Raw genomic sequence first — 25,141 nt, forward strand, 5'->3', positions numbered from 1 at the left:
CGTCATATTCATTATACCATATTCACCATAATTATACTGAAATCCTTACGACAAAATTTGACCAGGATAATAATTTTCATTCAAATAATCTTGAGGATTCGTGCTTAAAATCCTCACAATTTGCTGTTGCTTTTGTTCATTTTCTTCAACAATAACCGGGATTCCATTATGGTTAATAAGCTTTGGCTGAGATTGTTCTTGATGATAAGACTGCTGAAAGATCAGTTCTTGCGGCATCATTGTATACAAAATCATTGCAGCAGCTGCTCCTCATTCTGACGTCCTTGCTCAATCAGTTCATTCAATTTTTTGATCGCTTGAGCAACTCCGCCTACTTCATTAATTAACCCGTATGAAACAGCATCTCCGCCAACTACATTTGTCCCGATATCACGCGTTAAGTTCCCTTTTGAAAACATAAGTTCTTTAAACTTTTCTTCTGAAATATGAGAGTGTTCTCTCACAAAGTTAATCACGCGCTCTTGCATTTTATCTAAGTATTCAAATGTTTGCGGTACACCAATAACAAGACCCGTTAAGCGAATAGGATGAATGGTCATGGTCGCTGTACCGGCAATATACGAATAATCAGTTGAAACCGCAATTGGAACACCGATTGAATGTCCGCCTCCTAACACAATAGACACAGAAGGCTTGGATAACGAAGCGATCATTTCAGCAATTGCAAGACCCGCTTCTACATCTCCACCTACTGTATTCAAGATAATAAGCAATCCTTCAATTTTTGGATTTTGTTCGATCGCCACAATTTGCGGGATGACATGCTCATATTTTGTCGTTTTGTTTTGAGGAGGCAGCTGCATGTGCCCTTCGATTTGTCCTACAATCGTTAAACAGTGAATATTAGAATCCTGAGGAAGCTGAGCCACGTTGGTCTGTCCTAGTTGTTGAATTTTATCTAATATTCCGCCCTTGCTTTCTTCATTTTTATTAGGCTGCTGAGGCGCTTCATCAGAATGTAATCTTTCGTTATTTTCAAACATATTCTAGCTCCTTTCACTTATTGATAGTAGTAGTATGAACTTCTCATAGTTATTACATCCGCATCAGCTGCAAATAAAAAGCCTTCCCAACGGGAAGGCTTCACATTAGATTTCCATGATAATCGGTAAAATCATCGGTTTACGACGGGTTTTTTCATATAAAAATTGATTTAAACTTTCTCTCATTTTTAATTTTAATGAAGACCACTCGATCACTTTGTCTTCCATACACTTTTCTAAAATTTGCTGAACAATCTTCGTTGCTTCTTCTAAAAGCTTTTCTGATTCTCTTACATAGACGAATCCGCGGGAGATGATTTCCGGCCCCGCTACTACCGTTTTTTGGCGTTTATTAATCGTAACTACCACCGTTAAGATTCCGTCCTGTGACAGCAGCCTGCGATCTCTCAGAACGATATTTCCAATATCACCGACGCCTAGTCCATCAATGAGCGTATTTCCCGCTTGAATAGAACCGCTAGGGTACATGCGAGCATCTTTAAATTCAACTCGCTCACCTTTTTCAAGCAAACAAATATGATCTTCTGATATTCCTAATTGACCGGCCAGCTTTGCATAAGCTTTTTGTTTTCGATACTCTCCATTCACAGGCATGACATATTTCGGCTTTGTTAAGTTAATCATAAATTTTAATTCTTCTTGACTGCCGTGTCCGGAAGCCTGCACTTTCCTCTGAGCAAACACTACGCTTGCTCCTAAACGAAAGATGACGTCAATTGTTTTTGAAAAGGTCGTTTCGTGCCCCGCCACAGGTGTAGCAGCCAGCAGGACCGTATCATCTTGTTTGATTTGAATAAATTTATGGGACTGTTTAGCCATTCGAGTAAGACCTAAAATCGGCTCTCCGTGATGACCTGTTGTTAAAATAACCGTTTCATGTTCTGGAAGATCTTTTAGCTTTTGTACAGGAACAATTAAATCCTCAGGCAGCTGCAAATGTCCAAGTTTTGCTGCAATATCAATGATTTTCAGCATACTTTTTTCCATAACGATCAGGTTACGGCCGTGCTGATATGCGGCATGAATGATTTGCTGAATACGGTGCAGATTGGAACTGTATGCAGCAACAATGATTCGACCTTTGCTTTTATAAAAAGCGTCGGTAATATTTTGTCCAATGACGGCTTCAGAAACTGTATAGCCTGGCTTATCCGCATTTGTACTGTCTGAAAGCAAACACAGGACGCCTTGTTCCCCAATGGCAGCCATTTTTCCAATATCAGCGCTTTGAATGCTGACTGAATTTTGATCAAATTTAAAATCACCTGTATATACAATCGCCCCTTGATTTGTTTGTAAACAAATACCGACTGAATCTTGGATGCTGTGCTGCGTTCTAAAAAATGAAATATCCACTCCTTCAAACGATAAAACCGTTGACGAAGTGATAGGATGTAAAGCTTCATATTTTTTAATTCCATATTCTTTTAACTTTTCTTTGATAAGTGCTAGCGTTAATTCTGTACCATATACAGGCACATCCAATTTTTGAAGTATAAAGGGAATAGCGCCAATTTGTTCTTCGTGTCCATGAGTAACAAATATGCCTTTTACGTTCTGCTGATTTTCTACTAAATATGTAATGTCCGGAATGACAATATCAATTCCTAACATTTCCCCTCCCGGAAACTTTGATCCTGCATCTAACACATATATGTTTTCATTGATTTCCACCACATACATGTTTTTTCCAAGTTCTCCGACTCCACCCAAGGCTGAAATTTTAATATTTTCTGTCTTTTCTAGTACCATAAGCTCCTCCTACTTACTTTCACCCGTACAATTTCATTTGCTTACATTATAACTGAAGTAAGAATTGGAATACAAGAAATTTCATTCGTCTATTTCCGTCATCTGCTCTTCTATTATCTTATAAGAAAAAAACGTCCCTTCATCGACTCGTATATACGGTCAATGAAGAGACGTTTAAAAAACATACTTATAGCTTATAGCGTATTTAATGTGCTGACTAACGTTTGGCGTTCTTCTTCTGTTAACGGAACTAAAGGTAATCGTACCGATCCTACGTCTAATCCTTTTAGCTGTAAAGCCGTTTTAACAGGCGTTGGACTTGGAGCTGCAAAAAGAGATTTCATAACAGGTACAATACGCTGATGAATTTTTGCTGCTTCCTTCGGATTTCCTGACTCATAAAGCTTAACCATCTCTTGCATTTCATTCCCAATAATGTGAGAGGCAACAGAAATAATACCAGTTCCTCCAATTGCTAATACCGGTAGTGTTAAGCCATCATCACCGCTGTATAAAGCAAAATCATCGCTTGTTTGTGCGATAATAGCTGTCATTGCGTCAAGATCTCCGCTTGCATCTTTTAACGCTACAACATTTGGCAGTTCAGCTAGGCGTACAATTGTATCAACAGACATATTGATCACGGATCGCCCTGGAATATTGTATAACATGACAGGCAGCTCTGTACTTTCAGCAATTGTTTTAAAGTGCTGATATAAGCCTTCCTGATTCGGCTTGTTGTAATAAGGTGCTACAATCATAATCGCATCTACGCCGATTTCTTCTGCCTTTTTCGTTAATTCAATTGATGCATACGTATTGTTGCTTCCTGTACCAGCCACAACAGGTACACGGCCATCTACTACCTTTACTGAGTGGCGGAACAGCGCCAGCTTTTCTTCTGTTGAAAGCGTAGGAGATTCACCCGTTGTTCCTGCAATAACCAACGCATCCGAACCGTTGCTGATTAAATAGTTAATAAGCTGCGTTGTTTTTTCAAAATCAATATTTCCTTTATGATCAAAAGGCGTTACCATCGCTGTTGCGACTTTCCCAAAATCAATCATGTTTTCACTCCTTGAAATTGCATTATCCCTATTCATGTAATGAACCGTTAGCTTATAGCTAACGGAACATGTAGTTTATCTCTTTTGCGGTGCTTTTGACAAGTCAAAGGCACCATGAAGAGCATTAACGGCTTTCTTTAAATCCTCTTCTTTTACAAGCACCCAAATCGTCGTATGGCTGTCAGCAGATTGTAAAATCTGAATACCTTCGCTAGAAAGGGCTGTAACAATTTTAGATGTAACACCAGGCACCCCTGCAATTCCTGCTCCAACCGTTGACACTTTGGCACAGTTGCGAATAACAGCCGGCTCATACCCCAGCGCATGAAGCACATCAATCGCTTTGTCAGTTGCTTCATCTGTTACCGTATATACAACACCCTTCGGTGAAATATTGATAAAATCTACGCTGATTTTTTCTTGTGCCATTGCTTTGAATACTTCTGCTTGCGTATCATAATGGCCTTCTTTACTAAAAACTTTAATTTGAGTGACGTTGGATACGTGCGCGATGCCTGTTACAAGGCGTTCTTGCACATCGCTTCCACGCTGCTGTGCTTCACCTTGAGATGTAACGAGCGTACCTGCTGAATCAGCATACGTGGAACGGACGCGCATCGGTACTTTTGCCTGCATGGCAATCTCTACGGCACGTGGGTGAACTACTTTTGCACCTTGATAAGCCATGTTGCATATTTCGTTATATGTGACAACGGATAGCGGCCTTGCATCTTCTACAATACGCGGGTCCGCTGTCATCACACCTTCTACATCTGTGAAAATGTCAATGTAATCAGCCATAAGGGCTGCACCTAAAGCTGAAGCAGATGTATCGCTGCCTCCGCGTCCAAGCGTTGTTGTATCACCTTCAGTAGTTGCCCCTTGAAAGCCTGTTACAACAACGACATCATATTCTTCTAATTCTTTTAACAAACGGTCGCATTTCATTTCCAGTATCTTGGCATTGGTAAAATCATCATTCGTCACAAACCCGGCCTGTGCACCGTTTAATGCTGTAGCTTTAATACCATTTTCGTTTAATAAATTCGTAAATACAACCGATGAAATTAACTCTCCGCATGCCATAAGCATATCAAGCTCACGTTTGTTAAGTGACGCTTTATTTCCATCAACAAGTGAAAGCAATGTATCTGTTGCATACGGCTCACCTTTTCGTCCCATTGCCGATACGACAACGACTACTTTGTAACCCTCACTTAATGCATTATTTAAATGATAGATTGCTCTCGCTCTTCCTTCTTCGTTACGAACGGAAGTTCCTCCAAATTTTTGGACGATTATTTTCATACTTACACCTCATCATGTTCCGAGACACTCTGGTTGCGCTTATTTTACTAAGCTAAGCTTAATAAGTGATTCTGCAATTTGTACAGAATTCCAAGCTGCACCTTTTAACAAGTTATCAGAAACGATCCACATATGGAAACCGTTATCGCGATCTAAATCTTTACGAATACGGCCGACAAACACATCTCGTTTACCTACACAATCTGCTGGCATTGGATATACTTGATTTTCTGGATCATCTTGCAATACGATACCAGGTGCATCAGCCAATAAATTTTTCACATCAGCTACCGTTACACCGTCTTTTTCAATTTCAATGTACACTGACTCTGAATGACCTGTTACAACCGGTAGACGAACACAAGTAGCAGCTACTGGCAATTCAGGCATGCTCATAATTTTCTTCGTTTCATTAATCATTTTCATTTCTTCAAATGTAAAACCGTTATCTTGAAATTTATCAATTTGCGGAATGGCATTAAAAGCAATTTGATAATGTTTTTTATCTCCACCAACCGGTAAAATTTCCGGTGTAAACTCTTTTTCTTCTAAAATAGCTTTAGCTTGTTCTTTTAATTCATTAATTGCAGCAGCTCCTGCTCCAGAAACGGCTTGATACGTTGATACTAGCACTTTAGATAAGCCGTATGTTTCGCGCAATGGCTGTAATGCTGCAACCATTTGAATTGTAGAGCAGTTTGGATTAGCAATAATTCCGTTATGTGCGTGTAATGCGTCTTCATTCACTTCCGGCACAACTAACGGGACATTTTCATCCATTCGATAAGCGCTTGTGTTGTCTACAACGATTGCTCCGCGTTTTACTGCCTCTGGTGCAAGTGCTTTTGAAATGCTCCCGCCTGCACTGAATAAAGCAATGTCTACGCCTTCAAAGCTATCCGGAGTTGCTTCTTGCACAACAACTTCTTCTCCGTTAAACAACACTTTTTTACCAGCTGAACGAGCTGAAGATAATAACGTTAATTTACCAACTGGAAAATTACGCTCCTGTAGGGTTTTAATCATTTGTTGTCCTACTGCACCTGTTGCTCCTACTACTGCTACATGTAATTCTCTTGTCATTTTAATACCGCCTCCAACAATTTTCAACTACTCAACATTTATCTGCATATACTGACTATTTTAACATATTATTATGCTTCATTGCGTCAAAGAAGAGAAGATTTTTAAAATCTTCTCTTCTTTGAGATTGAGAGTTCTCTTACAGCCGCAGTATTGAATAGATTCATGCAACAGCAAGAGGCATATATGTCCTATGACTCTTGACCGTCGCGGAACCTTTCGACAATAACAGGCTGAATCTGTTTATCTTCAAGCGCTGCGTACACCGTGTCTGATAACATCGTCATACGCGCTACCATTGAATTTGGCTTAAGCACCGGGTCATCTTGACCAAATGGAATAAAATAAATATTTTTAGTCGCCATTAGCCTCATTAAGTTTACACCATTTAGCCCTAGTGCGTCATTAGTCGAAATTCCCAGTACCACCGGCTTATTATTACGAAGCGTTGCTTTAGCTGCCATGAGTACCGGAGATTCAGTCATTGCATTTGCAAACTTACTCATCGTATTCCCAGTGATCGGGGCAACCACCATACAATCAAGCGGAATTTTTGGTCCTAAAGGCTCTGCTTTTACAATTGTATTGATGACGGCGTGACCTGTTAATTCCTCAATTTTCTTCACCCAGTCTTCTCCATCTCCAAAACGAGTATTTGTGGATTGTACAGTGTAAGAAACAACCGGTAACACTTCTGCTCCCAAATTAACAAGCTTTTCAATTTCCGGCATAACCGCATCATACGTACAGTGAGATCCGGTTAAGCCAAACCCTATTCTTTTACCTTTTAATGACATTATTTTTTCTCCTCTCTCGCATCCGCAGCGTCTTTTAATAAATTCACTAATACATTAGCGACAATCTGACCTGCTGTTTTTGGAGCCACAATTCCTGGAAGACCAGGTGCTAAAATAGCTTTAATTCCCCGTTTTTCTGCATAGCGGAAATCGGTTCCTCCAGGCTTTGAAGCTAAATCAATAATGAGCGCATGGGTCGGGACATTAGATAATGTCTTAGCCGTTAAGATGGGGTATGGAATGGTGTTAATACATATATCACTATCAGCAATTTCTTTATCGAGTTCAGAAAGATAGAAAGGTTGCAAACCCATTTCAGCAATACGTGCTAAATGTTCAGATTTTCTAGCTCCTACTTTTACATTGGCACCCAGTGCAGCAAAGGACCTCGCCACGCTCATTCCTACTCTTCCTAAACCTAGGACAGAAATATTTGAACCGTGAATAGTAAAATCTGTATGTTGAATAACAAGCATGATGGTACCTTCAACAGTAGGAATAGAGTTATAAATTGCTACATCATCACGCTCAAATAGCTGAACGAGTTTACGGTTTGTCGTTTTGACTAATTCGTTTAAATACCCATTGCTAATACCAGAATAAATAATGCAGTGCTCAGGCGTTTTTTTAAGTATTTCTTCAGTCAGCACTACTTTTTCATTTGAAAAAATAGTATCTACTTGCCCTTCGTGATTTGTTCCAGGCACTGGAAGGATGATGGCGTCAACATCTGAAAAATCCAGCTCCTCTATCTGATATTTCGTCGCACCTGTAAAACCATGATCTAGCTGATCAAAACCAATAAGAGAGGTTTTTGCATCTAATTGAATTAATTTTCGAATGACTTCAAGCTGCCTAGCATCACCGCCAATTACAGCTATGTGCAAATCCGTTAACATGTTTCATTTTCACCTTCTTTAACATTAAATAGATGTATCTTTCGCTTAAACCATCGAGATGTAAAGTGCTATCATTACGCCCTAGAATGCCTATTGCTTTTCTCCAACATACTATGTAAACACACAGGAATCGGTGAATCTTTATCCCTGAAAATAAAAGAAACGAGATGCAGTAAGCATCTCGTTTCTTATTTTGTTGACTCATTGTTTATGTCTTCTAGCTGATGGACATTTACAATCACCATATCTGTACCAATTTTCTCGATATTCCCCCACGGCACTCGCACTTCATCTCCTTGCTTTCGAAACCCAAACCACTTCACAGATGGAATAATAAGCGCATTAATTTGTCCCGTATGTTCATTAATTTCAAGATCTGTTTGCCCTAAAATACCCAAACGCTCTGCTCGCTTAACATCTACAATTTCTTTTCCACTCAGTTCGCTTAATCTCATAAAATCCCTCCTTTCATCTAATTTATTGAACAACCATACAAAAAATGACAAAAAAATAAGGCTGGCTCAATTATTTTAGCCAACCTTACTGTTACTGTTTAATTTCCTTTAAAACCTTTAGGTAAATCTCCACTCGGGCTTATTAATGAAAGAGCAAATTCATCTTTGAAAATATCTCGCGCAAGACCATTTACACTATCTTTAGTCACGGCATTAACAAGGTCTAAAATCTCATCTAATGAGCGGTGATAGCCTAGCATTAACTCATTTTTTCCGTTTCTGCTCATACGGCTATTTGTACTTTCAAGACTCAGCATTAAGTTTCCTTTCAGCTGCTCTTTGCTGTTAGAAAGTTCTTTATCCGTAATCCCTTTGTCTTTCAGATCATAAAGCGTTTCTTGAACCGTATCATATAATACGTCGAGCTGATGGCTTCCCGTCCCCCCATAAATCGTGACAAGACCGCTGTCTCGATAAGAAGAATGATAAGAGAAAACAGAATAAGCCAAGCCGCGCTGTTCACGGACTTCTTGGAACAAACGACTGCTCATACTTCCGCCAAGCACGTTATTTAATACAATTAAGCTATATACATCTTCTCCGCCGATTGGCAAACCTTTAAAGCCAAGGCAAAGATGAGCTTGTTCTGTTTCCTTTTTGCGCGCAATATGATTTGTATGGAACTCTGGCTGAACATATTGATGAGCGGAATGACTTGACGTATATGTACCAAAATAGTTTTCCACCTGTTGAATAAAACTTTCATCAATGTTTCCAGCTACTGAAATAACAATGTTTTCGGGAATATACATTTGCTCCATATACTGACGAAGCGAATCACCGTTAAATGTTTTTAACGTATCTTCCGTTCCTAAAATTGGATAGCCTAATGGATGATTGCCATATACGGCTTTTCCTAATAAATCATGTACAATATCATCAGGTGTATCTTCATACATTTTAATTTCTTCATATACAACATTTTTTTCACGAGCTAATTCCTCTTCATCAAATGAAGAATTAAAGAACATATCCGCCAGCACATCTAGCGCTTGATCTGCGTGTTCGTCTAATACTTTTGCATAGTAGCACGTGTATTCTTTAGAAGTGAATGCATTTACTTGTCCCCCAATGCGGTCGAAGCTTTCTGCAATTTCACGAGCAGATCTTGTTTTTGTTCCTTTAAAAAACATATGTTCAAGAAAATGTGATACACCATTAATTTCAGGGTGTTCACTTCGAGAACCCGTTCCGATCCACACCCCAATGGCCACAGATCGAACAGTTGGGATATTTTCCAATACAATTCTTACACCATTTTTGCACGTATATCGTTTTATCAAGCTAGTGCCTCCCTTTTGCTTATCTCACTTACTTCTTAGTAGAAGAAGGTATTTTCATCATTCGTTCTTCATCTAGCATTGTTGACACATCGCTAACTTTCAGGCCTTTGCGTTCAATATCGGTTAACAATTGGTCAAGCGATTCGGCCGTTGATTCAGTCGGGTGCATCAGTACAATAGCCCCTGGGTGAATCTTTTTCATTACTCGATTAATTAACACTTCTGAACTTGGCTTTTGCCAATCGATTGTATCAACCGTCCACATGATGGTACTCATTTTTAACTGAGAAGCAAGCGTTACTACTTCGGGGCGAAAACTGCCGCTCGGCGGAGCAAACCATTTTACTTTTTGTCCCGTAGTAGATGTAATAATATCATTCGTTTTTTTAAGCTGCTGATTGATTTGACTAGCCGATAAAGTGGCCATATCAGGATGAGAATAAGAGTGGTTTCCTACTTCATGACCTGCGTCTACAATCATTTTTGCCATATCTGGATTATTTTTAACCCATTTTCCTTCTAAAAAGAAAGTTGCTTTAGCATGGTGCTTTTTTAGCACTTCTAACATTTTAGGCAAATACTCGTTCCCCCATGCTACGTTCACTGTAAACGATACCATAGGCTTTTCATCGTGTCCACGGTAGATAGGTTCCTGCGGTAAATCACTCAAGTGAACCTTTGGTCTAACCTGTTTGTACACTAGTTTTTTTTCATCAAATTTACCCGCAGGTTTCATATTTTTATAAGAAGCAGCAAGATCAACTTTTATGCCGTTATAGCCAGGAACCCGTTTCCAAACGGGATCGATTCGTGCATTCGCTGCTGGCTTTTCATAATCTTTTGCTTTTTCTTCAATCTTTTGATATAACGCATCATGCTGAGCTGATACAAGTTGTACATCGGATTTAAGTGCTTCTATATATGCTTCAGCAAAAGGATTATAAATAGATTTATATGTAATTGCCAGTAAAAATAGAAATGCTGTAAATTGCACAATGGTTCTCTTCACTTATCCTTCCCCCTTTACCATTTAAAATATGTATAAAGAGGACAAGGTAGAACAAACATCTACAAACGATAAAATCGCCCTAAACATGGATTTTCTTCATGTATGGACGATTTCACAATATCTATATAGTAGTAAAAGAAGATTATTTTGTTTCTTTTGCTTTTTCTTCTTTTTCTTTTTGTTCTTTTAAAATTGCTTTACGAGATAAGTTAACGCGGCCTTGTTTATCAATTTCCATAACCTTAACTAAAATCTCGTCGCCAATCGATACAACGTCTTCCACTTTTCCAATACGCTCTTCTGCAAGCTCTGAAATGTGAACAAGCCCATCTTTTCCGCTGAAGATTTCTACAAATGCACCGAATTTTTCAATTCGTTTTACTTTTCCTAAGTACATTTGGCCGACTTCAACTTCGCGTACAAGATCTTCAATAATTTTCTTCGCTTTTTCATTCATCGGCTGATCAATAGAAGAAATGAAGATTGTACCATCTTGTTCGATATCAATTTTAACGCCTGTTTCTTCGATGATTTTATTGATTTGCTTGCCGCTTGGTCCAATAACATCACGAATTTTATCAGGGTTAATAGCCATTGTAAGGATCTTAGGCGCATATTGAGAAAGCTCTTGACGAGGCGTAGCAATCGTTGACATCATATGATTTAAGATCTGCATACGGCCTTTTTTTGCTTGTTGAAGGGCTTCATCCAAAATTTCACGAGATAACCCGTCAATTTTAATATCCATTTGAAGCGCAGTTACGCCATTTTCCGTACCTGCTACTTTAAAGTCCATATCTCCTAGGTGATCTTCCATTCCTTGAATGTCCGTTAGAATCGAGTAGTGTTCACCTGATTTGATCAGACCCATGGCAATCCCTGCTACAGGTGCTTTAATTGGAACCCCAGCATCCATCATTGCAAGCGTACTTGCACAAATACTTGCTTGTGAAGTAGAACCGTTTGACTCTAATACTTCAGATACAAGACGAATTGTATAAGGGAAATCTTTTTCATTTGGAATAACCGGCTCAAGTGCACGTTCACCTAGCGCACCATGTCCAATTTCACGACGACCCGGTCCGCGCATCGGTCTAGTTTCACCAACACTAAATGAAGGGAAGTTATAGTGATGCATGAAGCGTTTAGATTCTTCTACACTTAAACCATCTAAAATTTGCACATCGCCAAGTGCACCTAATGTACAGATGCTAAGCGCTTGAGTTTGTCCACGCGTAAATAATCCAGATCCGTGTGTACGAGGAAGCAAGTTTGTTTCAGAAGAAAGTGGACGAATTTCATCAATACTACGGCCATCAGGACGCACTTTTTCTTCTGTGATCAAGCGACGCACTTCACTTTTAACAAGCTTCGATAAAATTTCATTCACTTGATTTAGTACTTCTTCTTCTACATCTTGCTCTTCAAATTTTGCAGCTACTGCGCTTTTCACTTCTTTAATCGCATTTTCGCGCGCGTGCTTTTCTTGAACTTGAACGGCACGGTTCATGTCACCTTCTGCAATTTCACGAACTTGACGCTCAAGGTCAGCATCAACAGTATAAAGCTCAACTTCTACTTTTTCTTTGCCTACTGCTGCTACAATTTCTTCTTGGAACGCAATTAATTTTTTAATTTGCTCATGTCCAAACATAATTGCTTCTAACATTACTTCTTCCGGTACTTCATCAGCGCCTGCTTCAACCATGTTGATCGCGTCTTTTGTACCAGCAACCGTCAGATGAATATCGCTTTTTTCAAGCTCATCTACCGTTGGGTTTACAACAAATTCATTGTCTACACGGCCTACGATTACGCCTGCAATAGGACCTTCAAATGGAATATCAGATACTGATAATGCTAATGAAGAACCGAACATTGCCGCGATTTCTGAAGAACAGTTTTGATCTACGCTCATTACAACGCTGACAACTTGAACTTCATTTCGGAAACCATCTGCGAATAAAGGACGAATCGGACGGTCGATTAAACGGCTAGCCAAGATTGCTTTTTCACTTGGTCTGCCTTCACGCTTAATGAATCCACCTGGGATTTTACCGACTGCATATAAACGCTCTTCATAGTTTACTGTTAACGGGAAGAAATCTACATTTTTAGGCTCTTTTGAAGCCGTTGCTGTACTTAATACAACTGTGTCTCCATAGCGGATTAATGCTGCGCCATTTGCTTGTTTTGCCAACTGGCCAACTTCAACTTCTAGCTTTCGTCCAGCTAGATCTACGGAGAACACTCGTTTTTCTTGTTCCATATCGACGAGTACCCCTCTCTACATATAAAATATGTATGTAATCAAATGTGATAGTTTTATTATAAACGAAATATCCAAAAACAATAGCTTTTTTCACATTATGTAGCATCTTTAATGTTTCTTAAATGTACATACTAAAAAAGCGGGAATGCTCCCGCTTTCTTCTTATTATCGACGTAAACCAAGTTTGTTGATTAACTCACGATAACGAGTAACGTCTTTGTTACGTAGGTAGTTAAGTAAGTTACGACGTCGACCTACCATTTTTAAAAGACCACGACGTGAATGGTGATCCTTTTTATGAGTACGTAAGTGACCGTTTAGATTGTTAATTTGCTCTGTTAGGACAGCGATTTGAACTTCTGGAGAACCAGTGTCGTTCGCATGAGTTTTGTACTCACTAATGATTTCATTTTTACGCTCTTGTGTGATAGCCATCCTATTCACCTCCTTATTATTAAACCCCAGTTACCGAGCAAAACGTTGGTGAATCGTAATGCCAAGCAATGGTTGTTTTACATACAAGTGTTATGTTACTACTTATTAGAACAAAAAGCAAGTCGTAGCAACTATTTATATATATTTTTTTATTTCTTATGCTTTTGAATTCCTTCAAAATAAGCAAGGGCTTCTTCCTTGTCCTTTGAGATCTGACCGACAAGCTCTTCGATGCCGCTAAACTTTTTTTCTGAACGAATCATTCGGTGCCATTTCACCGTTACGTGCTGATCGTAGATTTGCTCGTCAAATGATAATAAGTGGACTTCGATTGTTGGCTTTTCTAAATTATCGTGAAAAGTCGGCTTGTAGCCCACGTTGCATACTCCTGCATACCACTTGCCGTGGAGCTGAAGCTCAACAGCATACACGCCGATGCGCGGAAGTAAATACTCATCGTCTAAAGCGATGTTAGCAGTCGGAAAACCTATTTGCCTGCCTCGCTTTTCTCCATGAGTTACTGTACCTGACACTTCATAATAGCGCCCAAGCAGCTCTTTTACTCGATGCATGTCTCCATTTGCTAAATTTTCGCGAATAAGCGTTGAACTAATTTTTTCTTCGCCATTTGTTAACTTATCAATTGTTGTTTGAGTGAATTTTGATCGAGAATGAAATGGTAGTATTTCCATTGTTCCTTTACCTAACTTTCCATACGTATAGTCAAATCCAGCTACCACATGCTGCACATTCAGGCCAATAATATACTGATCAACAAACTCTTGAGGCAATAGTGCTGCAAACTGTTTATCAAAATGAACGATATATAAAAAGTCAATTCCCATTTCCTCAATGAGTTTCTTTTTTTCTTGAAGTGGTGTGATCATATCAATGTGCTGCACATTGCGCCCAAGCACCACAGAAGGGTGAGGAGTAAACGTCATAACAGCACTAGCTATGCCTTTTTCATCCGCTAACTGTTTTGCTGAATTTATCACTTGCTGATGCCCTAAATGCACACCATCAAAATAACCAAGCGCTAACACTGATTGTTGAACAGCTTCTCGTTGAAAGTGGTGTGGATGTCGAATTTCAATCGTTTCCAAAACACAGTTCACCTTTTCTCTAACCGGTCTAGTCGATTGCCAACACTTTAACCGGCTTCATTAAATGTTTTTTTGTTGGGTGCTGAGCATAAATTGCTAAGCACTTGCCTGCAGAATTTATCATTAAAAAGAATGGTTCTTTTTTTAACTCTTCATCTTCCGTACACGGCAATACCGCGCCATTTTTCACTTTCTCTGCTAATGTATCACTAATTTGAAGTTTCGGCAAATGATTAAGAGCTTCTTCGATCGAATGCAGTTTCTCAGTGATCGTTTCTTCTTCTACCGCCCGTTCAATATCTTCGAATGTCACACAATCTTCCAGTGAAAACTGCCCGGAACCTGTTCGCTGCAAATAAGACATATGAGATGGATAGCCAAGAGCTTCTCCAATCATCACAGCAAGCGTTCGCACATATGTACCTTTGCTGCACGTTACGCGGAATTTGAAGGAAATCTGTTCTCCCTCAAATGTAGAGCGATCATCCAGCAGTTCAAAGCTATAGATATGAATAGTTCTAACAGGGCGCTCTACCTCGATTCCTTGCCTTGCATATTCATATAGTTTTTTACCTTTGACCTTTACCGCTGAATACATTGGAGGGACTTGCTGAAGTTCTCCTGTCATCGAAGACAGCACTTCTTCGATTTGAGCACGTGAAAAAGAATCCTCTACTTTCTTTTCTTCTACAACCTCTCCGGAAGAATCTTCTGTTGTTGTAGAAAATCCGAGTGTAACTTCTCCTTCATAGGTTTTAGTAGCTCCTGTTAGATATTCTACAATCTTGGTAGCTCTACCGATACAAATAGGCAATACCCCTGTAACGTCTGGGTCTAATGTGCCTGTATGCCCTACTTTTTTAGTGCGAAGCAGCTTTCGGACTTTAAACACACAGTCGTGCGAAGTCAGCCCAGCTGGTTTATGTAAAACTAAAACACCGTCCACTCATTCTTCATCTCCTTTTCATTTAAAAAAGGGTGTCTCAGAAGCAAAAACCACTTTTGAGACACCCTTTTTTGTTTCTACATTCACTGATCTTATTCGTTCTCTTGATGGTCATCGCTTTCTTTTTTAATTTCATGAAGCAATGATTCAATTCGATTACCATAATCAATTGATTCATCAAACTCAAACGTAATTTCAGGTGTTTTACGTAAGCGAATGCGCTGACCGATTTCTGAGCGGATAAATCCTTTTGCTTTCGCAAGGCCTTTTAACGTATTCTCACGCTGTTCAGCATCTCCTAAAACAGAGATATACACTTTCGCTTGCTGTAGATCGCCTGATACTTGAACATCTGTTACAGTCACAAAACCGATGCGCGGATCCTTGATTTTACGATTTAAAATCTCGCCCATCTCTTTTTTCATTTGTTCTCCGACTCTAGTTGCTCTTATGTTCATCTGTGTCACCCCTTTTATAACCAATCAAAAGTTGTAATGGTACGTTCAATCTCTGGAAAAGAATCAATCAAGCTTAGCGCTTTTTGCAGTTCTTGTTCCGTTGTGACACGGCTAGATGAGACTGCGACAATGCTAATTTTTGTTCGTTGCCACACATCTTGAAAATCAGTTTCTGAAACTGATACGTTAAACCGCTGCTTCAAGCGCATCAAGATGCGCTGAAGCACGGCACGTTTTTCTTTAAGAGAAGCAGCATCGTAAATTAAGCATTCACACTCCACTAGTCCAATCATTTAGGATCAATTTGCTCCATTACATATGCTTCAATAATATCTCCTTCTTTAATATCATTGAAGTTTTTAATTGTAATACCACACTCATATCCTTGAGCGACTTCTTTTGCATCGTCTTTAAAGCGTTTTAGCACATCTACTTCACCTTCAAAGATAACAATTCCGTCACGGATTAAACGAATTCCACTGTTACGTGTAATTTTACCGTCTGTTACGTAACTTCCTGCGATTGTACCAACTTTTGATACTTTGAATGTTTGACGTACTTCCACTTGACCGATGATTTTTTCAGCAAACTCAGGATCAAGCATTCCTTTCATCGCAGATTCAATTTCTTCAATTACTTTATAAATAATGCGGTGAAGACGAATATCTACGTTTTCTACGTCAGCTGTACGTTTTGCTCCAGCATCCGGACGCACGTTAAAGCCGATAACGATTGCGTTAGAAGCAGTTGCAAGAATGATATCAGATTCTGTAATCGCACCTACACCCGTATGGATAATACGAACATTTACACCCTCTACATCAATCTTTTGAAGAGCAGCAGCCAATGCTTCTACAGAACCTTGTACGTCTGCTTTTACGATAAGATTTAAGTCTTTCATTTCACCTTGTTTAATTTTTTCAAATAAATCATCTAAGCTTACGCGAGATTTTTCACCACGCTGTTGTTCAAGCTGCTTTTGAGCACGAGCTTCTCCGATTTGACGAGCTGTTTTCTCATCTTCAAACACTAAGAAACGATCTCCAGCTAACGGAACTTCGTTTAAGCCAGTAATCTCAACCGGAGTAGATGGTCCTACTTCCTTCACTCGGCGGCCGATATCATTTACCATTGCGCGAACGCGGCCAAACGTATTTCCGACTACGATTGGATCACCTACGCGTAGTGTACCAGTTTGAACAAGAAGCGTTGCTACAGACCCACGGCCTTTATCTAGCTGTGCTTCTACAACTGTACCTGCTGCACGACGGTTAGGATTTGCTTTTAACTCTTCTACTTCACTTACAAGTAAAATCATTTCAAGCAATTGATCGATCCCTTCACCTGAAATGGCTGAAAGCTTACAGAAGATTGTTTCTCCGCCCCACTCTTCAGCTACAAGGCCGTGCTCCATTAGTTCTTGCATAACGCGATCTGGATTTGCTGCTTCTTTATCCATTTTGTTAACCGCAACAATAATTGGCACTTCTGCCGCTTTTGCATGGTTAATCGCTTCAATTGTTTGAGGCATTACACCATCGTCTGCTGCAACAACAAGGATTGTAATATCCGTTACTTGCGCACCGCGAGCACGCATCGTTGTAAATGCAGCATGTCCTGGTGTATCAAGGAATGTAATTTTCTTTTCGTCAACCACAACTTGATAAGCACCGATATGCTGCGTGATACCGCCTGCTTCTGCAGCCGTTACTTTTGTGTTACGGATAGAGTCAAGAAGCGTCGTTTTACCGTGGTCAACGTGACCCATGATTGTAACAACTGGAGGACGCACTTGAAGGTCTTTTTCGTCATCAATGATTTCTAATGATTCAAAAGCAGTGTCATCTACTACTACTTCTTCTTCAACTTCTACACCGTATTCTCCGGCAATTAGTTCGATAGAATCTTTATCTAACTCTTGGTTAATTGTTGCCATTACACCAAGCATAAATAGTTTTTTAATAATTTCAGAAGGCTCTTTGCCTAATTCTTTTGCTAACTCAGAAACCGTTAAGCTTCCGACAAACGTTACTTTTTCCGGTAACTCTTTTGCAGCTGCTGGAGCTGGTCTACCTTTTGGTGCCTGTGACTTTTGTGCCTGTGGCTTTTTGTTACCTTTATTGTTTCCTTTGTTAGCTGTTGATTTTGTATTTTTATTCAATACTTTCACCCCCATAAAATTAACCGAGCATCGTTGCTAGCTTTTTAGCAAATCCCTCGTCCATCACGGCTACTACAACTCGAGCATCTTTACCAATCGCTTGACCTAGCGTATAGCGATCGGGAACGATTTTAACCGAAACGTTGTAGTAAGAACATTTATCCGTTACTTTTTTCTTTGTGTTTTCAGACGCATCGCTTGCTAAAAGTACTAACTTTGCTTTTTGTTTCCGAACTTCTCTAACCACAAGTTCTTCTCCAGAAATCAATTTGCGTGCACGGTTTGCAAGCCCTAAAAAGGAGATCCATTGTTCATTCATTAGCGTGACTGTTTCTCCTTTTCTACAAGCGCTAGCAACTCTTCATAAACCGCTTCATCTATTGACGCGCCTAAATGTGTCGAAAGCACATTTTTCTTTTTTGCCAATAAAATTGCTTCTTTATCCTTGCTTACATAAGCTCCGCGCCCGGACTTTTTACCCGTTACATCAACTGAAACGTCGCCTTCTTTTGAGCGTACAACGCGTACTAGCTCTTTTTTAGGCTTCATTTCTCCAGTGGCCACACATTTTCGCATCGGGACTTTTTTACGATTGTTCACCTTGGCTCACCTCTTATTCCATATCTTCATCTGAATCAAATGCATGTTGACTTACTAGCATATCATCGCTGTTTTTTACAACCATACCTTCTTGTTCAGCTTCTGATTGACTTTTAATATCAATTTTCCAGCCTGTCAGCTTAGCAGCTAGACGTGCATTTTGTCCACGTTTACCAATTGCAAGTGACAGCTGATAGTCAGGAACGATAACAGTTGTTGCTTTTTCATTTTCATCTACAATCACATCTACTACCTTAGATGGACTTAAAGCATTGGCAACAAATTCAACTGGGTCATTTGACCAGCGAACGATGTCAATTTTTTCACCTTTTAGTTCATTTACAACAGCCTGTACGCGCTGACCTTTTGGCCCAACACAAGAACCGACCGGATCTACTTCAGCATACTCAGAATGAACAGAGATTTTTGAACGGTCTCCAGCTTCGCGAGCTACTGATTTTAATTCAACTGTACCGTCATAGATTTCCGGTACTTCTTTTTCGAAAAGACGTTTTAAAAGACCTGGGTGCGTACGTGAAACATAGATTTGTGGGCCTTTTGTTGTTTTTTCTACTTTCGTAATATACACTTTAATACGATCATGAGGTTTATACTGTTCATTTGGCATTTGCTCGCTTTGAGGAAGCAATGCTTCAATTTTGCCAAGGCTCACATAAATGAAGCGAGAATCTTGACGCTGAACAATACCTGTCATAATATCTTCTTCGCGATCGCTGAACTCCGAATAGATAACGCCTCGTTCCGCCTCACGAACACGCTGTGTAACAACTTGTTTTGCTGTTTGAGCCGCGATGCGTCCAAAGTCTTTTGGCGTTACTTCGATTTCAACCACATCGTCTAGCTGGAAGTTAGGGTTGATTGTTTGTGCTTCTTCAACCGAAATTTCCAGGCGTGGATCATATACTTCATCAACCACATCTTTGCGAGCAAACACGCGCATTGAACCTCTTTCTAAATTTAAATCAACGCGTACGTTTTGCGCTTGGTTAAAGTTGCGTTTGTAAGCAGAAATTAGCGCTGCTTCAATTGCTTCAATAATTACATCTTTGCTAATGCCTTTCTCTTTTTCAAGAATGACTAAGGCATCAAATAACTCACTGCTCATCGTTGGATAATCCCCCTTTAATATTGGCCCCTACACATTAAAATACAATCGCTAATCGAGCAAAAGCGACTTTGTCATATGGTAAAACCACTGTTTTTGTGCGTGTTTTGATACGAATAGATAATGTGACAGTTTCTCCGTCAAATGATTGTAATTCGCCTTCAAATTCTTTTGCACCTTCAATTGGTTCATATGTTTTTATGTATACATGCTTACCAATTGCACGTTCAAAATCTTTATCTTTTTTTAATGGGCGTTCCGCACCAGGCGATGATACTTCTAAAAAATAGTTATGAGGGATTGGATCTACTGCATCCATTTTCTCACTCAATTTTTCACTTACTGCTCCGCAGTCTTCGATATCCACGCCGTTATCAGAGTCGATAAACACACGTAAAAACCAATCTTTTCCTTCTTTTACGTATTCAATTTCAACAAGCTCTAAATTCATTTCCTCTAAGATAGGGGAAACCATTTCTTCCACTGTTTGTTTTACATTTTTACTCATTCTAATCCTCCCTTCGAGACATTGCATGGTATGTTTAGGTTACGCGTTTTTTATGTCTCTTATATCAAAAAAGAGTGGTTTATTTGCTATTTTTATTTTGCACTCTATAAGAGGTCTAACCTACTAGAGTGGAAATGTTGTCATTTGTGTTGCAGGATTTTAAACGTCACATAATAAATCAATCATGGTGATTGAAAATCTACAGAAAAAACGAATCATGCTAGAAGCCGATTCGTTCTCCATACTACTTACTATGTCAGTAAGTTCATATCAATAAGAAAGAGCGGGTTTCCCCACTCTTTCTCGTCCGTATCCTTAGCATTTCCACAATTACTATATCATAACCGCTTATTTTATGCAAATGTTAGAAAAGAGAAAGCTGGTTCTGATCAGGTAATGATTCAAGGCATCCATGGTTGTCTAGATACTCTAAAATCGTCTTCGATACTTTGCCTCGCTGCTGCAAGTCTTCTTTCGATAAAAACTCTCCTGTTTCACGAGCTTTTACAATATTCAGCGCTGCATTTGTACCCAGACCGGGAATGGCATTAAACGGTGGCACTAAAGACGTGCCGTCAATTAAAAATTCATCTGCGCTTGATTTATATAAATCTACTTTTTTAAACGAATAGCCTCGTTCGCACATTTCTAAAGAAAGCTCAAGCACTGTTAATAAGTTTTTCTCTTTAGGAGATGCATCTAAACCTTTAGCGTTGATTTCTTCCATCTTCGCTCGAATGGCAGTTGAGCCTTTAATCATCGTATCAATATCAAAGTCATCTGCACGAACCGTAAAGTACGCTGCGTAATAAAGAAGCGCGTGATGCACTTTAAAGTAAGCAATACGCACGGCCATCAATACATAAGCAGCGGCATGGGCTTTAGGGAACATGTACTTGATCTTTTTACAGGAATCAATATACCAGTCCGGTACACCATTTTTGATCATTTCTTCTTCAAATTCAGGTGTTAGCCCTTTCCCTTTACGCACAGACTCCATAATTTTAAAGGCAAGTGACGGTTCAAGACCTTGATAAATTAAATAAACCATAATATCATCACGACAGCCGATTACTTCACTTAAGTTGCAAATATCATTGCGAATTAGCTCCTGCGCATTACCAAGCCATACGTCCGTCCCGTGAGACAGTCCCGAGATTTGAACAAGCTCTGAAAACGTCGTTGGCTTCGTATCTTCTAACATTTGACGCACAAAGCGCGTTCCAAATTCAGGTATGCCAAGCGTTCCTGTTTTACACATAATTTGCTCTTCTGTTACGCCAAGTGATTCCGTTCCGCTAAAAATTTTCATCACTTCAGGATCATCCGTCGGAATCGTTTTTGGATCAATTCCACTTAAATCTTGAAGCATGCGAATCACGGTCGGATCATCGTGTCCGAGTATATCAAGTTTTAATAAATTATCATGAATCGAATGGAAGTCAAAATGAGTTGTTCTCCATTCGGAATTGCGGTCGTCAGCTGGAAACTGGATCGGTGAAAAATCGAAAATATCCATATAGTCCGGTACAACGATAATCCCCCCTGGATGCTGACCCGTTGTACGTTTTACGCCCGTACATCCTGCTACTAAACGATCCACTTCTGCGTTTCGTAAATGTAAATCACGGTCACCGGCATAGCCTTTGACATAGCCATAAGCTGTTTTTTCGGCTACTGTACCGATTGTTCCCGCGCGGTATACATTATCTTGTCCAAACAGTACTTTTGTATAGTTATGAGCTCGCGGCTGATACTCTCCGGAGAAGTTCAAATCGATATCAGGAACTTTATCTCCTTTGAATCCTAAGAACGTTTCAAACGGAATATCGTGTCCGTCTTTAATAAATGGTACGCCACAATCTTCACAGCTTTTATCCGGCAAGTCGAATCCAGAACCAACGGAACCGTCATTAAAAAACTCGGATTTCTTACATTTTGGACAAACATAATGCGGCGGCAGTGGGTTTACTTCTGTAATTTCCGTCATCGTCGCAACGAATGAAGACCCTACGGAACCACGTGAACCAACTAAGTAACCATCATTCAAGGATTTTTTAACGAGTTTATGCGAGATCAAGTAAATAACGGCAAACCCGTGGCCGATAATACTTTTCAACTCTTTCTCTAGGCGAGCTTCTACTACTTCAGGCAGCTCTTCACCGTAGATGCTGCGTGCCATCGCATAGCTCATTTCACGCATTTCTTCGTCTGCACCTTCAATTTTTGGTGTATATAAATCATCTTTAATTGGTTTAATATCGTCAATCATATCCGCTATTTTTTGCGTATTATGAACAACAATTTCTTTCGCTTTGTCCCCGTCTAAAAATGAAAAACAATTCAGCATCTCATCCGTTGATCTAAAATGAACATCCGGCAGCTGGTGACGGTTTAACGGGTTAGCCCCGCCTTGTGAACCAATTAAAATTTTTCGGTAAATTTTGTCTTCCGGATTGAGATAGTGAACATTTCCTGTTGCTACAACCGGCTTTCCAATCTTTTCACCGAGCTTCACAATATTGCTGATAATATCTTTTAAGGCTTTCTCATCTCGCACTAAATCCAGTTCAATTAAGTGCTTGTAGTTGTCAGGAGGCTGCACTTCGATGTAATCATAAAATTCAGCTGCTCCTTCTACTTCATCAATTCCTTTTTGCATCATGCCTTCGAATACTTCGCCTCGGTCACATGCGGTTCCAATCAAGATGCCTTCTCGATATTTGTCGAGCTGAGATCTTGGAATTCGCGGAACTCGATAAAAGTAATTTAAATGAGAAATCGAAACGAGTTTAAATAGATTTTTTAAACCTACGTCGTTTTGTGCTAAAAGCGTCGCATGATAAGGACGGGCCCGCTGATATGCATTCCCTTCTCCCATATAATCATTTAAGCGATCGTGCATCGTAATTTCGCGTTCAAATGCATCTTTCAGCATTTTATTTAACAAATAGCCGGTTGTTTCCGCATCATAAATCGCGCGGTGATGCTGCACAAGTTCAATATCAAACTTTTTCGCAAGAGTATTTAAACGATGGTTTTTCATATGCGGATACAAAAATCTTCCGAGTTCAAGCGTATCAATAACGCCGTTAGCTGCTTTTTCTAATCCGATTTTTTGCAGTCCCATATTTAAAAATCCCATATCAAAGCTTGCATTATGAGCGACTAAAATACTGTCGCCCATCCACTCGTGAAAATCCCGAAGTACTTCTGAGATTTCAGGCGCATTTTGGACCATATCATCTGTAATACCCGTCAGCTCAATTGTTGTTGCAGACAGAGGATGATGAGGATTTGCAAACCGTTCAAATCGATCGATGATTTCGCCTTCTTTCATCTTCACGGCAGCAAGTTCAATAATGGTATCGTACACGGCTGACAAACCGGTTGTTTCGACGTCAAATACGACGTAAGTTGCTTCTGTCAAATCCACATGCTGCGGATTATAGGCAATCGGCACGCCGTCGTCTACTAAATTGACTTCCACTCCGTACAGTATTTTAATGCCGTTCTTTTTCCCGGCTCCATACGCTTCAGGAAACGACTGTGCAACCGCGTGATCAGTTATCGCTACAGCCGGATGTCCCCATTTTTTGGCTTGTCCGACTAAAGCTCCAACAGATGAAACGGCATCCATTTGACTCATTGGCGTATGCAAGTGAAGTTCCACACGCTTTTCATCTTCAGGCGCTGTATCCTGTCTAGCGGGACCGGTAATCTCGTTAACATCATTTCCAATCATAACTAGATCACGGACAAATGTATCATTTTGTACACTTCCGCGAACCTTTACCCACATTCCTTTTTTAATAGCTTGAAGTAAAGGAATATCTTCTTTGTCACGCGAAAACATTTTAACCATAATAGAGTTTGTATAATCTGTCACTTTAAAAATAAGAAGCGTACGTCCGCTTCGTAATTCTCTAGTTTCTGCATCAAATACGTATCCTTCAACGGCAATTCGCTTTTCTTCATCCACAATGGAATCCAGGCGAACCGTCTCGTCTTTAATCGTATATCCAATTGTAAGCGGACCTTTTGGTAGGTCTGGTCCATCACTTTTTTCATTTTCTTTATTTTGCATTTCTGTGATGGCTTGTAATACTTTTTCTGTATCTTCTTGTTTTCGTTGCTCTACAAACTGCTGAAATGCTTCTTCTGAATGTACAACTTCCGTCATTAGCTGAAGGTTCGGAAACCCATAGGACGCATACTGATCAGCAATTAACTGACTATACTTTTTACGTAAAGCCGTTCCTTCTGCATCATGGCGTGCGTTCACAATCAATTTGGCACCGTTCAATCTCGGCATTTGATCTTGTAAAAGCGACTGTAAAAGGGGAGATATGCCCTGCATTTCTCCAATACAATGCTTCCAATATGACTGTACATGCTCTTCCGTACATTCTTTATTAACGGTTTGAATAGAAAAAGAAACACTCGCAATATGAGAAAAAGCTGAAGACATGCGAGCATGGAATAACTCATAAATCTCAAAAGGTAATAACCCTTCTAAAGAAAAATGGAAATGCCATCTTTTTTGTTCTTTCTGAATGACGAGCTTTTCAATCGCTGCGTTTTCAAAGTAAGGAACAATTTGATCACTCGTCAGCTCTAACTGCTGCAGCAGCAACTTAAAACGCTCTTTTTTTCCTAGCGTTTGTGCTTCCAAGTTTTCTGCCTCCTTTTATAAATGAGTGCAATCTATTTTAACATAAATGACTTCTATTCTGTCATATGTTCTGTTTATAAACATAAAAACAGCAGGGATACAAATCCCCGCTGCTT

22 protein-coding genes and 1 pseudogene are annotated in these 25,141 nt (G+C 39.7%); all 23 read right to left on the reverse strand.

What is annotated here, in order from left to right:
- Positions 1–45: 45 nt before the first annotated feature.
- The 23 genes and pseudogenes from MKY06_RS21100 to MKY06_RS21210 all read right to left on the reverse strand — a co-directional run bounded on the left by MKY06_RS21100 (position 46) and on the right by MKY06_RS21210 (position 25,025).
- Positions 46–255 carry a YlzJ-like family protein gene (locus tag MKY06_RS21100; protein WP_013058819.1) on the reverse strand — a complete coding sequence of 70 codons (210 nt, stop codon included), beginning with the start codon at positions 253–255 and terminating at the stop codon, positions 46–48.
- Positions 252–1,004 carry a ClpP family protease gene (locus MKY06_RS21105; RefSeq protein ID WP_013058820.1) on the reverse strand — a complete coding sequence of 251 codons (753 nt, stop codon included), beginning with the start codon at positions 1,002–1,004 and terminating at the stop codon, positions 252–254. Before MKY06_RS21105 ends, MKY06_RS21100 begins: the two co-directional genes overlap by 4 nt.
- A 105-nt stretch (positions 1,005–1,109) precedes the next feature.
- The gene (locus MKY06_RS21110; RefSeq protein WP_025601502.1) at positions 1,110–2,777 is read right to left on the reverse strand and encodes a ribonuclease J; all 1,668 of its coding nucleotides are present in this window, start codon (positions 2,775–2,777) and stop codon (positions 1,110–1,112) included.
- 194 nt (positions 2,778–2,971) lie between these two features.
- Positions 2,972–3,844: a 4-hydroxy-tetrahydrodipicolinate synthase gene (dapA, locus tag MKY06_RS21115; RefSeq protein WP_013084756.1), complete on the reverse strand. Its 873-nt coding sequence runs from the start codon at positions 3,842–3,844 to the stop codon at positions 2,972–2,974.
- A gap of 75 nt (positions 3,845–3,919) precedes the next feature.
- Positions 3,920–5,152, reverse strand: coding sequence for an aspartate kinase (gene dapG, locus MKY06_RS21120; protein WP_013058823.1), 1,233 nt, complete (start codon positions 5,150–5,152; stop codon positions 3,920–3,922).
- Positions 5,153–5,191: 39 nt separating this feature from the next.
- Positions 5,192–6,235, reverse strand: a complete 1,044-nt coding sequence (gene asd, locus MKY06_RS21125; protein ID WP_013058824.1) for an aspartate-semialdehyde dehydrogenase — start codon at positions 6,233–6,235, stop codon at positions 5,192–5,194.
- 191 nt (positions 6,236–6,426) lie between these two features.
- Complete coding sequence (locus MKY06_RS21130) at positions 6,427–7,032, reverse strand: dipicolinate synthase subunit B (RefSeq protein ID WP_013058825.1); 606 nt, start codon at positions 7,030–7,032, stop codon at positions 6,427–6,429.
- Positions 7,032–7,931, reverse strand: a complete 900-nt coding sequence (gene dpaA / locus MKY06_RS21135; RefSeq protein ID WP_013058826.1) for a dipicolinic acid synthetase subunit A — start codon at positions 7,929–7,931, stop codon at positions 7,032–7,034. The genes MKY06_RS21130 and dpaA overlap by 1 nt, the downstream gene beginning before the upstream one ends.
- A 188-nt stretch (positions 7,932–8,119) precedes the next feature.
- Positions 8,120–8,386, reverse strand: a complete 267-nt coding sequence (locus MKY06_RS21140) for a YlmC/YmxH family sporulation protein (protein WP_013058827.1) — start codon at positions 8,384–8,386, stop codon at positions 8,120–8,122.
- Positions 8,387–8,484: 98 nt separating this feature from the next.
- A complete protein-coding gene (locus MKY06_RS21145; protein ID WP_013058828.1) occupies positions 8,485–9,729 on the reverse strand; it encodes a M16 family metallopeptidase in 1,245 nt (414 codons plus the stop codon).
- Between the two features lie 28 nt (positions 9,730–9,757).
- On the reverse strand, positions 9,758–10,738 hold the full coding sequence (locus MKY06_RS21150) for a polysaccharide deacetylase family protein (protein WP_013058829.1): 981 nt from the start codon (positions 10,736–10,738) through the stop codon (positions 9,758–9,760).
- Positions 10,739–10,880: 142 nt separating this feature from the next.
- On the reverse strand, positions 10,881–13,007 hold the full coding sequence (pnp, locus tag MKY06_RS21155; protein WP_013058830.1) for a polyribonucleotide nucleotidyltransferase: 2,127 nt from the start codon (positions 13,005–13,007) through the stop codon (positions 10,881–10,883).
- A gap of 168 nt (positions 13,008–13,175) precedes the next feature.
- Positions 13,176–13,445, reverse strand: coding sequence for a 30S ribosomal protein S15 (rpsO, locus tag MKY06_RS21160; RefSeq protein ID WP_013058831.1), 270 nt, complete (start codon positions 13,443–13,445; stop codon positions 13,176–13,178).
- 149 nt (positions 13,446–13,594) lie between these two features.
- The gene (gene ribF / locus MKY06_RS21165; RefSeq protein WP_013058832.1) at positions 13,595–14,551 is read right to left on the reverse strand and encodes a bifunctional riboflavin kinase/FAD synthetase; all 957 of its coding nucleotides are present in this window, start codon (positions 14,549–14,551) and stop codon (positions 13,595–13,597) included.
- Positions 14,552–14,579: 28 nt separating this feature from the next.
- Positions 14,580–15,497, reverse strand: coding sequence for a tRNA pseudouridine(55) synthase TruB (gene truB / locus MKY06_RS21170; RefSeq protein ID WP_013058833.1), 918 nt, complete (start codon positions 15,495–15,497; stop codon positions 14,580–14,582).
- Positions 15,498–15,589: 92 nt separating this feature from the next.
- Complete coding sequence (gene rbfA, locus MKY06_RS21175) at positions 15,590–15,955, reverse strand: 30S ribosome-binding factor RbfA (protein ID WP_013058834.1); 366 nt, start codon at positions 15,953–15,955, stop codon at positions 15,590–15,592.
- A gap of 14 nt (positions 15,956–15,969) precedes the next feature.
- On the reverse strand, positions 15,970–16,248 hold the full coding sequence (locus MKY06_RS21180) for a DUF503 domain-containing protein (protein ID WP_013058835.1): 279 nt from the start codon (positions 16,246–16,248) through the stop codon (positions 15,970–15,972).
- Positions 16,245–18,113: pseudogene (gene infB, locus MKY06_RS21185) on the reverse strand (translation initiation factor IF-2); the annotation flags it as partial. The gene MKY06_RS21180 and the pseudogene infB, both read right to left, overlap by 4 nt.
- A 22-nt stretch (positions 18,114–18,135) precedes the next feature.
- On the reverse strand, positions 18,136–18,435 hold the full coding sequence (locus tag MKY06_RS21190) for a YlxQ family RNA-binding protein (RefSeq protein ID WP_013058837.1): 300 nt from the start codon (positions 18,433–18,435) through the stop codon (positions 18,136–18,138).
- Positions 18,435–18,716, reverse strand: coding sequence for an RNase P modulator RnpM (gene rnpM, locus MKY06_RS21195; RefSeq protein ID WP_013058838.1), 282 nt, complete (start codon positions 18,714–18,716; stop codon positions 18,435–18,437). Before rnpM ends, MKY06_RS21190 begins: the two co-directional genes overlap by 1 nt.
- 13 nt (positions 18,717–18,729) lie before the next feature.
- Positions 18,730–19,842, reverse strand: a complete 1,113-nt coding sequence (nusA, locus tag MKY06_RS21200) for a transcription termination factor NusA (RefSeq protein ID WP_013058839.1) — start codon at positions 19,840–19,842, stop codon at positions 18,730–18,732.
- A gap of 37 nt (positions 19,843–19,879) precedes the next feature.
- The gene (gene rimP, locus MKY06_RS21205) at positions 19,880–20,350 is read right to left on the reverse strand and encodes a ribosome maturation factor RimP (RefSeq protein ID WP_013058840.1); all 471 of its coding nucleotides are present in this window, start codon (positions 20,348–20,350) and stop codon (positions 19,880–19,882) included.
- A gap of 364 nt (positions 20,351–20,714) precedes the next feature.
- On the reverse strand, positions 20,715–25,025 hold the full coding sequence (locus MKY06_RS21210) for a PolC-type DNA polymerase III (RefSeq protein WP_013058841.1): 4,311 nt from the start codon (positions 25,023–25,025) through the stop codon (positions 20,715–20,717).
- Positions 25,026–25,141: the final 116 nt, after the last annotated feature.

The sequence above is a fragment of the Priestia sp. FSL P4-0332 genome, from assembly GCF_038005845.1.
GTDB lineage: Bacteria > Bacillota > Bacilli > Bacillales > Bacillaceae_H > Priestia.

What these genes read in the sequence shown, in the direction of transcription:
- MKY06_RS21100 (WP_013058819.1), bottom strand. Translation starts at nt 255, where the DNA reads ATGATTTTGTATACAATGATGCCGCAAGAACTGATCTTTCAGCAGTCT.
- MKY06_RS21105 (WP_013058820.1), bottom strand. Translation starts at nt 1,004, where the DNA reads ATGTTTGAAAATAACGAAAGATTACATTCTGATGAAGCGCCTCAGCAG.
- MKY06_RS21110 (WP_025601502.1), bottom strand. Translation starts at nt 2,777, where the DNA reads ATGGTACTAGAAAAGACAGAAAATATTAAAATTTCAGCCTTGGGTGGA.
- dapA (WP_013084756.1), bottom strand. Translation starts at nt 3,844, where the DNA reads ATGATTGATTTTGGGAAAGTCGCAACAGCGATGGTAACGCCTTTTGAT.
- dapG (WP_013058823.1), bottom strand. Translation starts at nt 5,152, where the DNA reads ATGAAAATAATCGTCCAAAAATTTGGAGGAACTTCCGTTCGTAACGAA.
- asd (WP_013058824.1), bottom strand. Translation starts at nt 6,235, where the DNA reads ATGACAAGAGAATTACATGTAGCAGTAGTAGGAGCAACAGGTGCAGTA.
- MKY06_RS21130 (WP_013058825.1), bottom strand. Translation starts at nt 7,032, where the DNA reads ATGTCATTAAAAGGTAAAAGAATAGGGTTTGGCTTAACCGGATCTCAC.
- dpaA (WP_013058826.1), bottom strand. Translation starts at nt 7,931, where the DNA reads ATGTTAACGGATTTGCACATAGCTGTAATTGGCGGTGATGCTAGGCAG.
- MKY06_RS21140 (WP_013058827.1), bottom strand. Translation starts at nt 8,386, where the DNA reads ATGAGATTAAGCGAACTGAGTGGAAAAGAAATTGTAGATGTTAAGCGA.
- pnp (WP_013058830.1), bottom strand. Translation starts at nt 13,007, where the DNA reads ATGGAACAAGAAAAACGAGTGTTCTCCGTAGATCTAGCTGGACGAAAG.
- rpsO (WP_013058831.1), bottom strand. Translation starts at nt 13,445, where the DNA reads ATGGCTATCACACAAGAGCGTAAAAATGAAATCATTAGTGAGTACAAA.
- rbfA (WP_013058834.1), bottom strand. Translation starts at nt 15,955, where the DNA reads ATGAACATAAGAGCAACTAGAGTCGGAGAACAAATGAAAAAAGAGATG.
- MKY06_RS21180 (WP_013058835.1), bottom strand. Translation starts at nt 16,248, where the DNA reads ATGATTGGACTAGTGGAGTGTGAATGCTTAATTTACGATGCTGCTTCT.
- MKY06_RS21190 (WP_013058837.1), bottom strand. Translation starts at nt 18,435, where the DNA reads ATGAATGAACAATGGATCTCCTTTTTAGGGCTTGCAAACCGTGCACGC.
- nusA (WP_013058839.1), bottom strand. Translation starts at nt 19,842, where the DNA reads ATGAGCAGTGAGTTATTTGATGCCTTAGTCATTCTTGAAAAAGAGAAA.
- rimP (WP_013058840.1), bottom strand. Translation starts at nt 20,350, where the DNA reads ATGAGTAAAAATGTAAAACAAACAGTGGAAGAAATGGTTTCCCCTATC.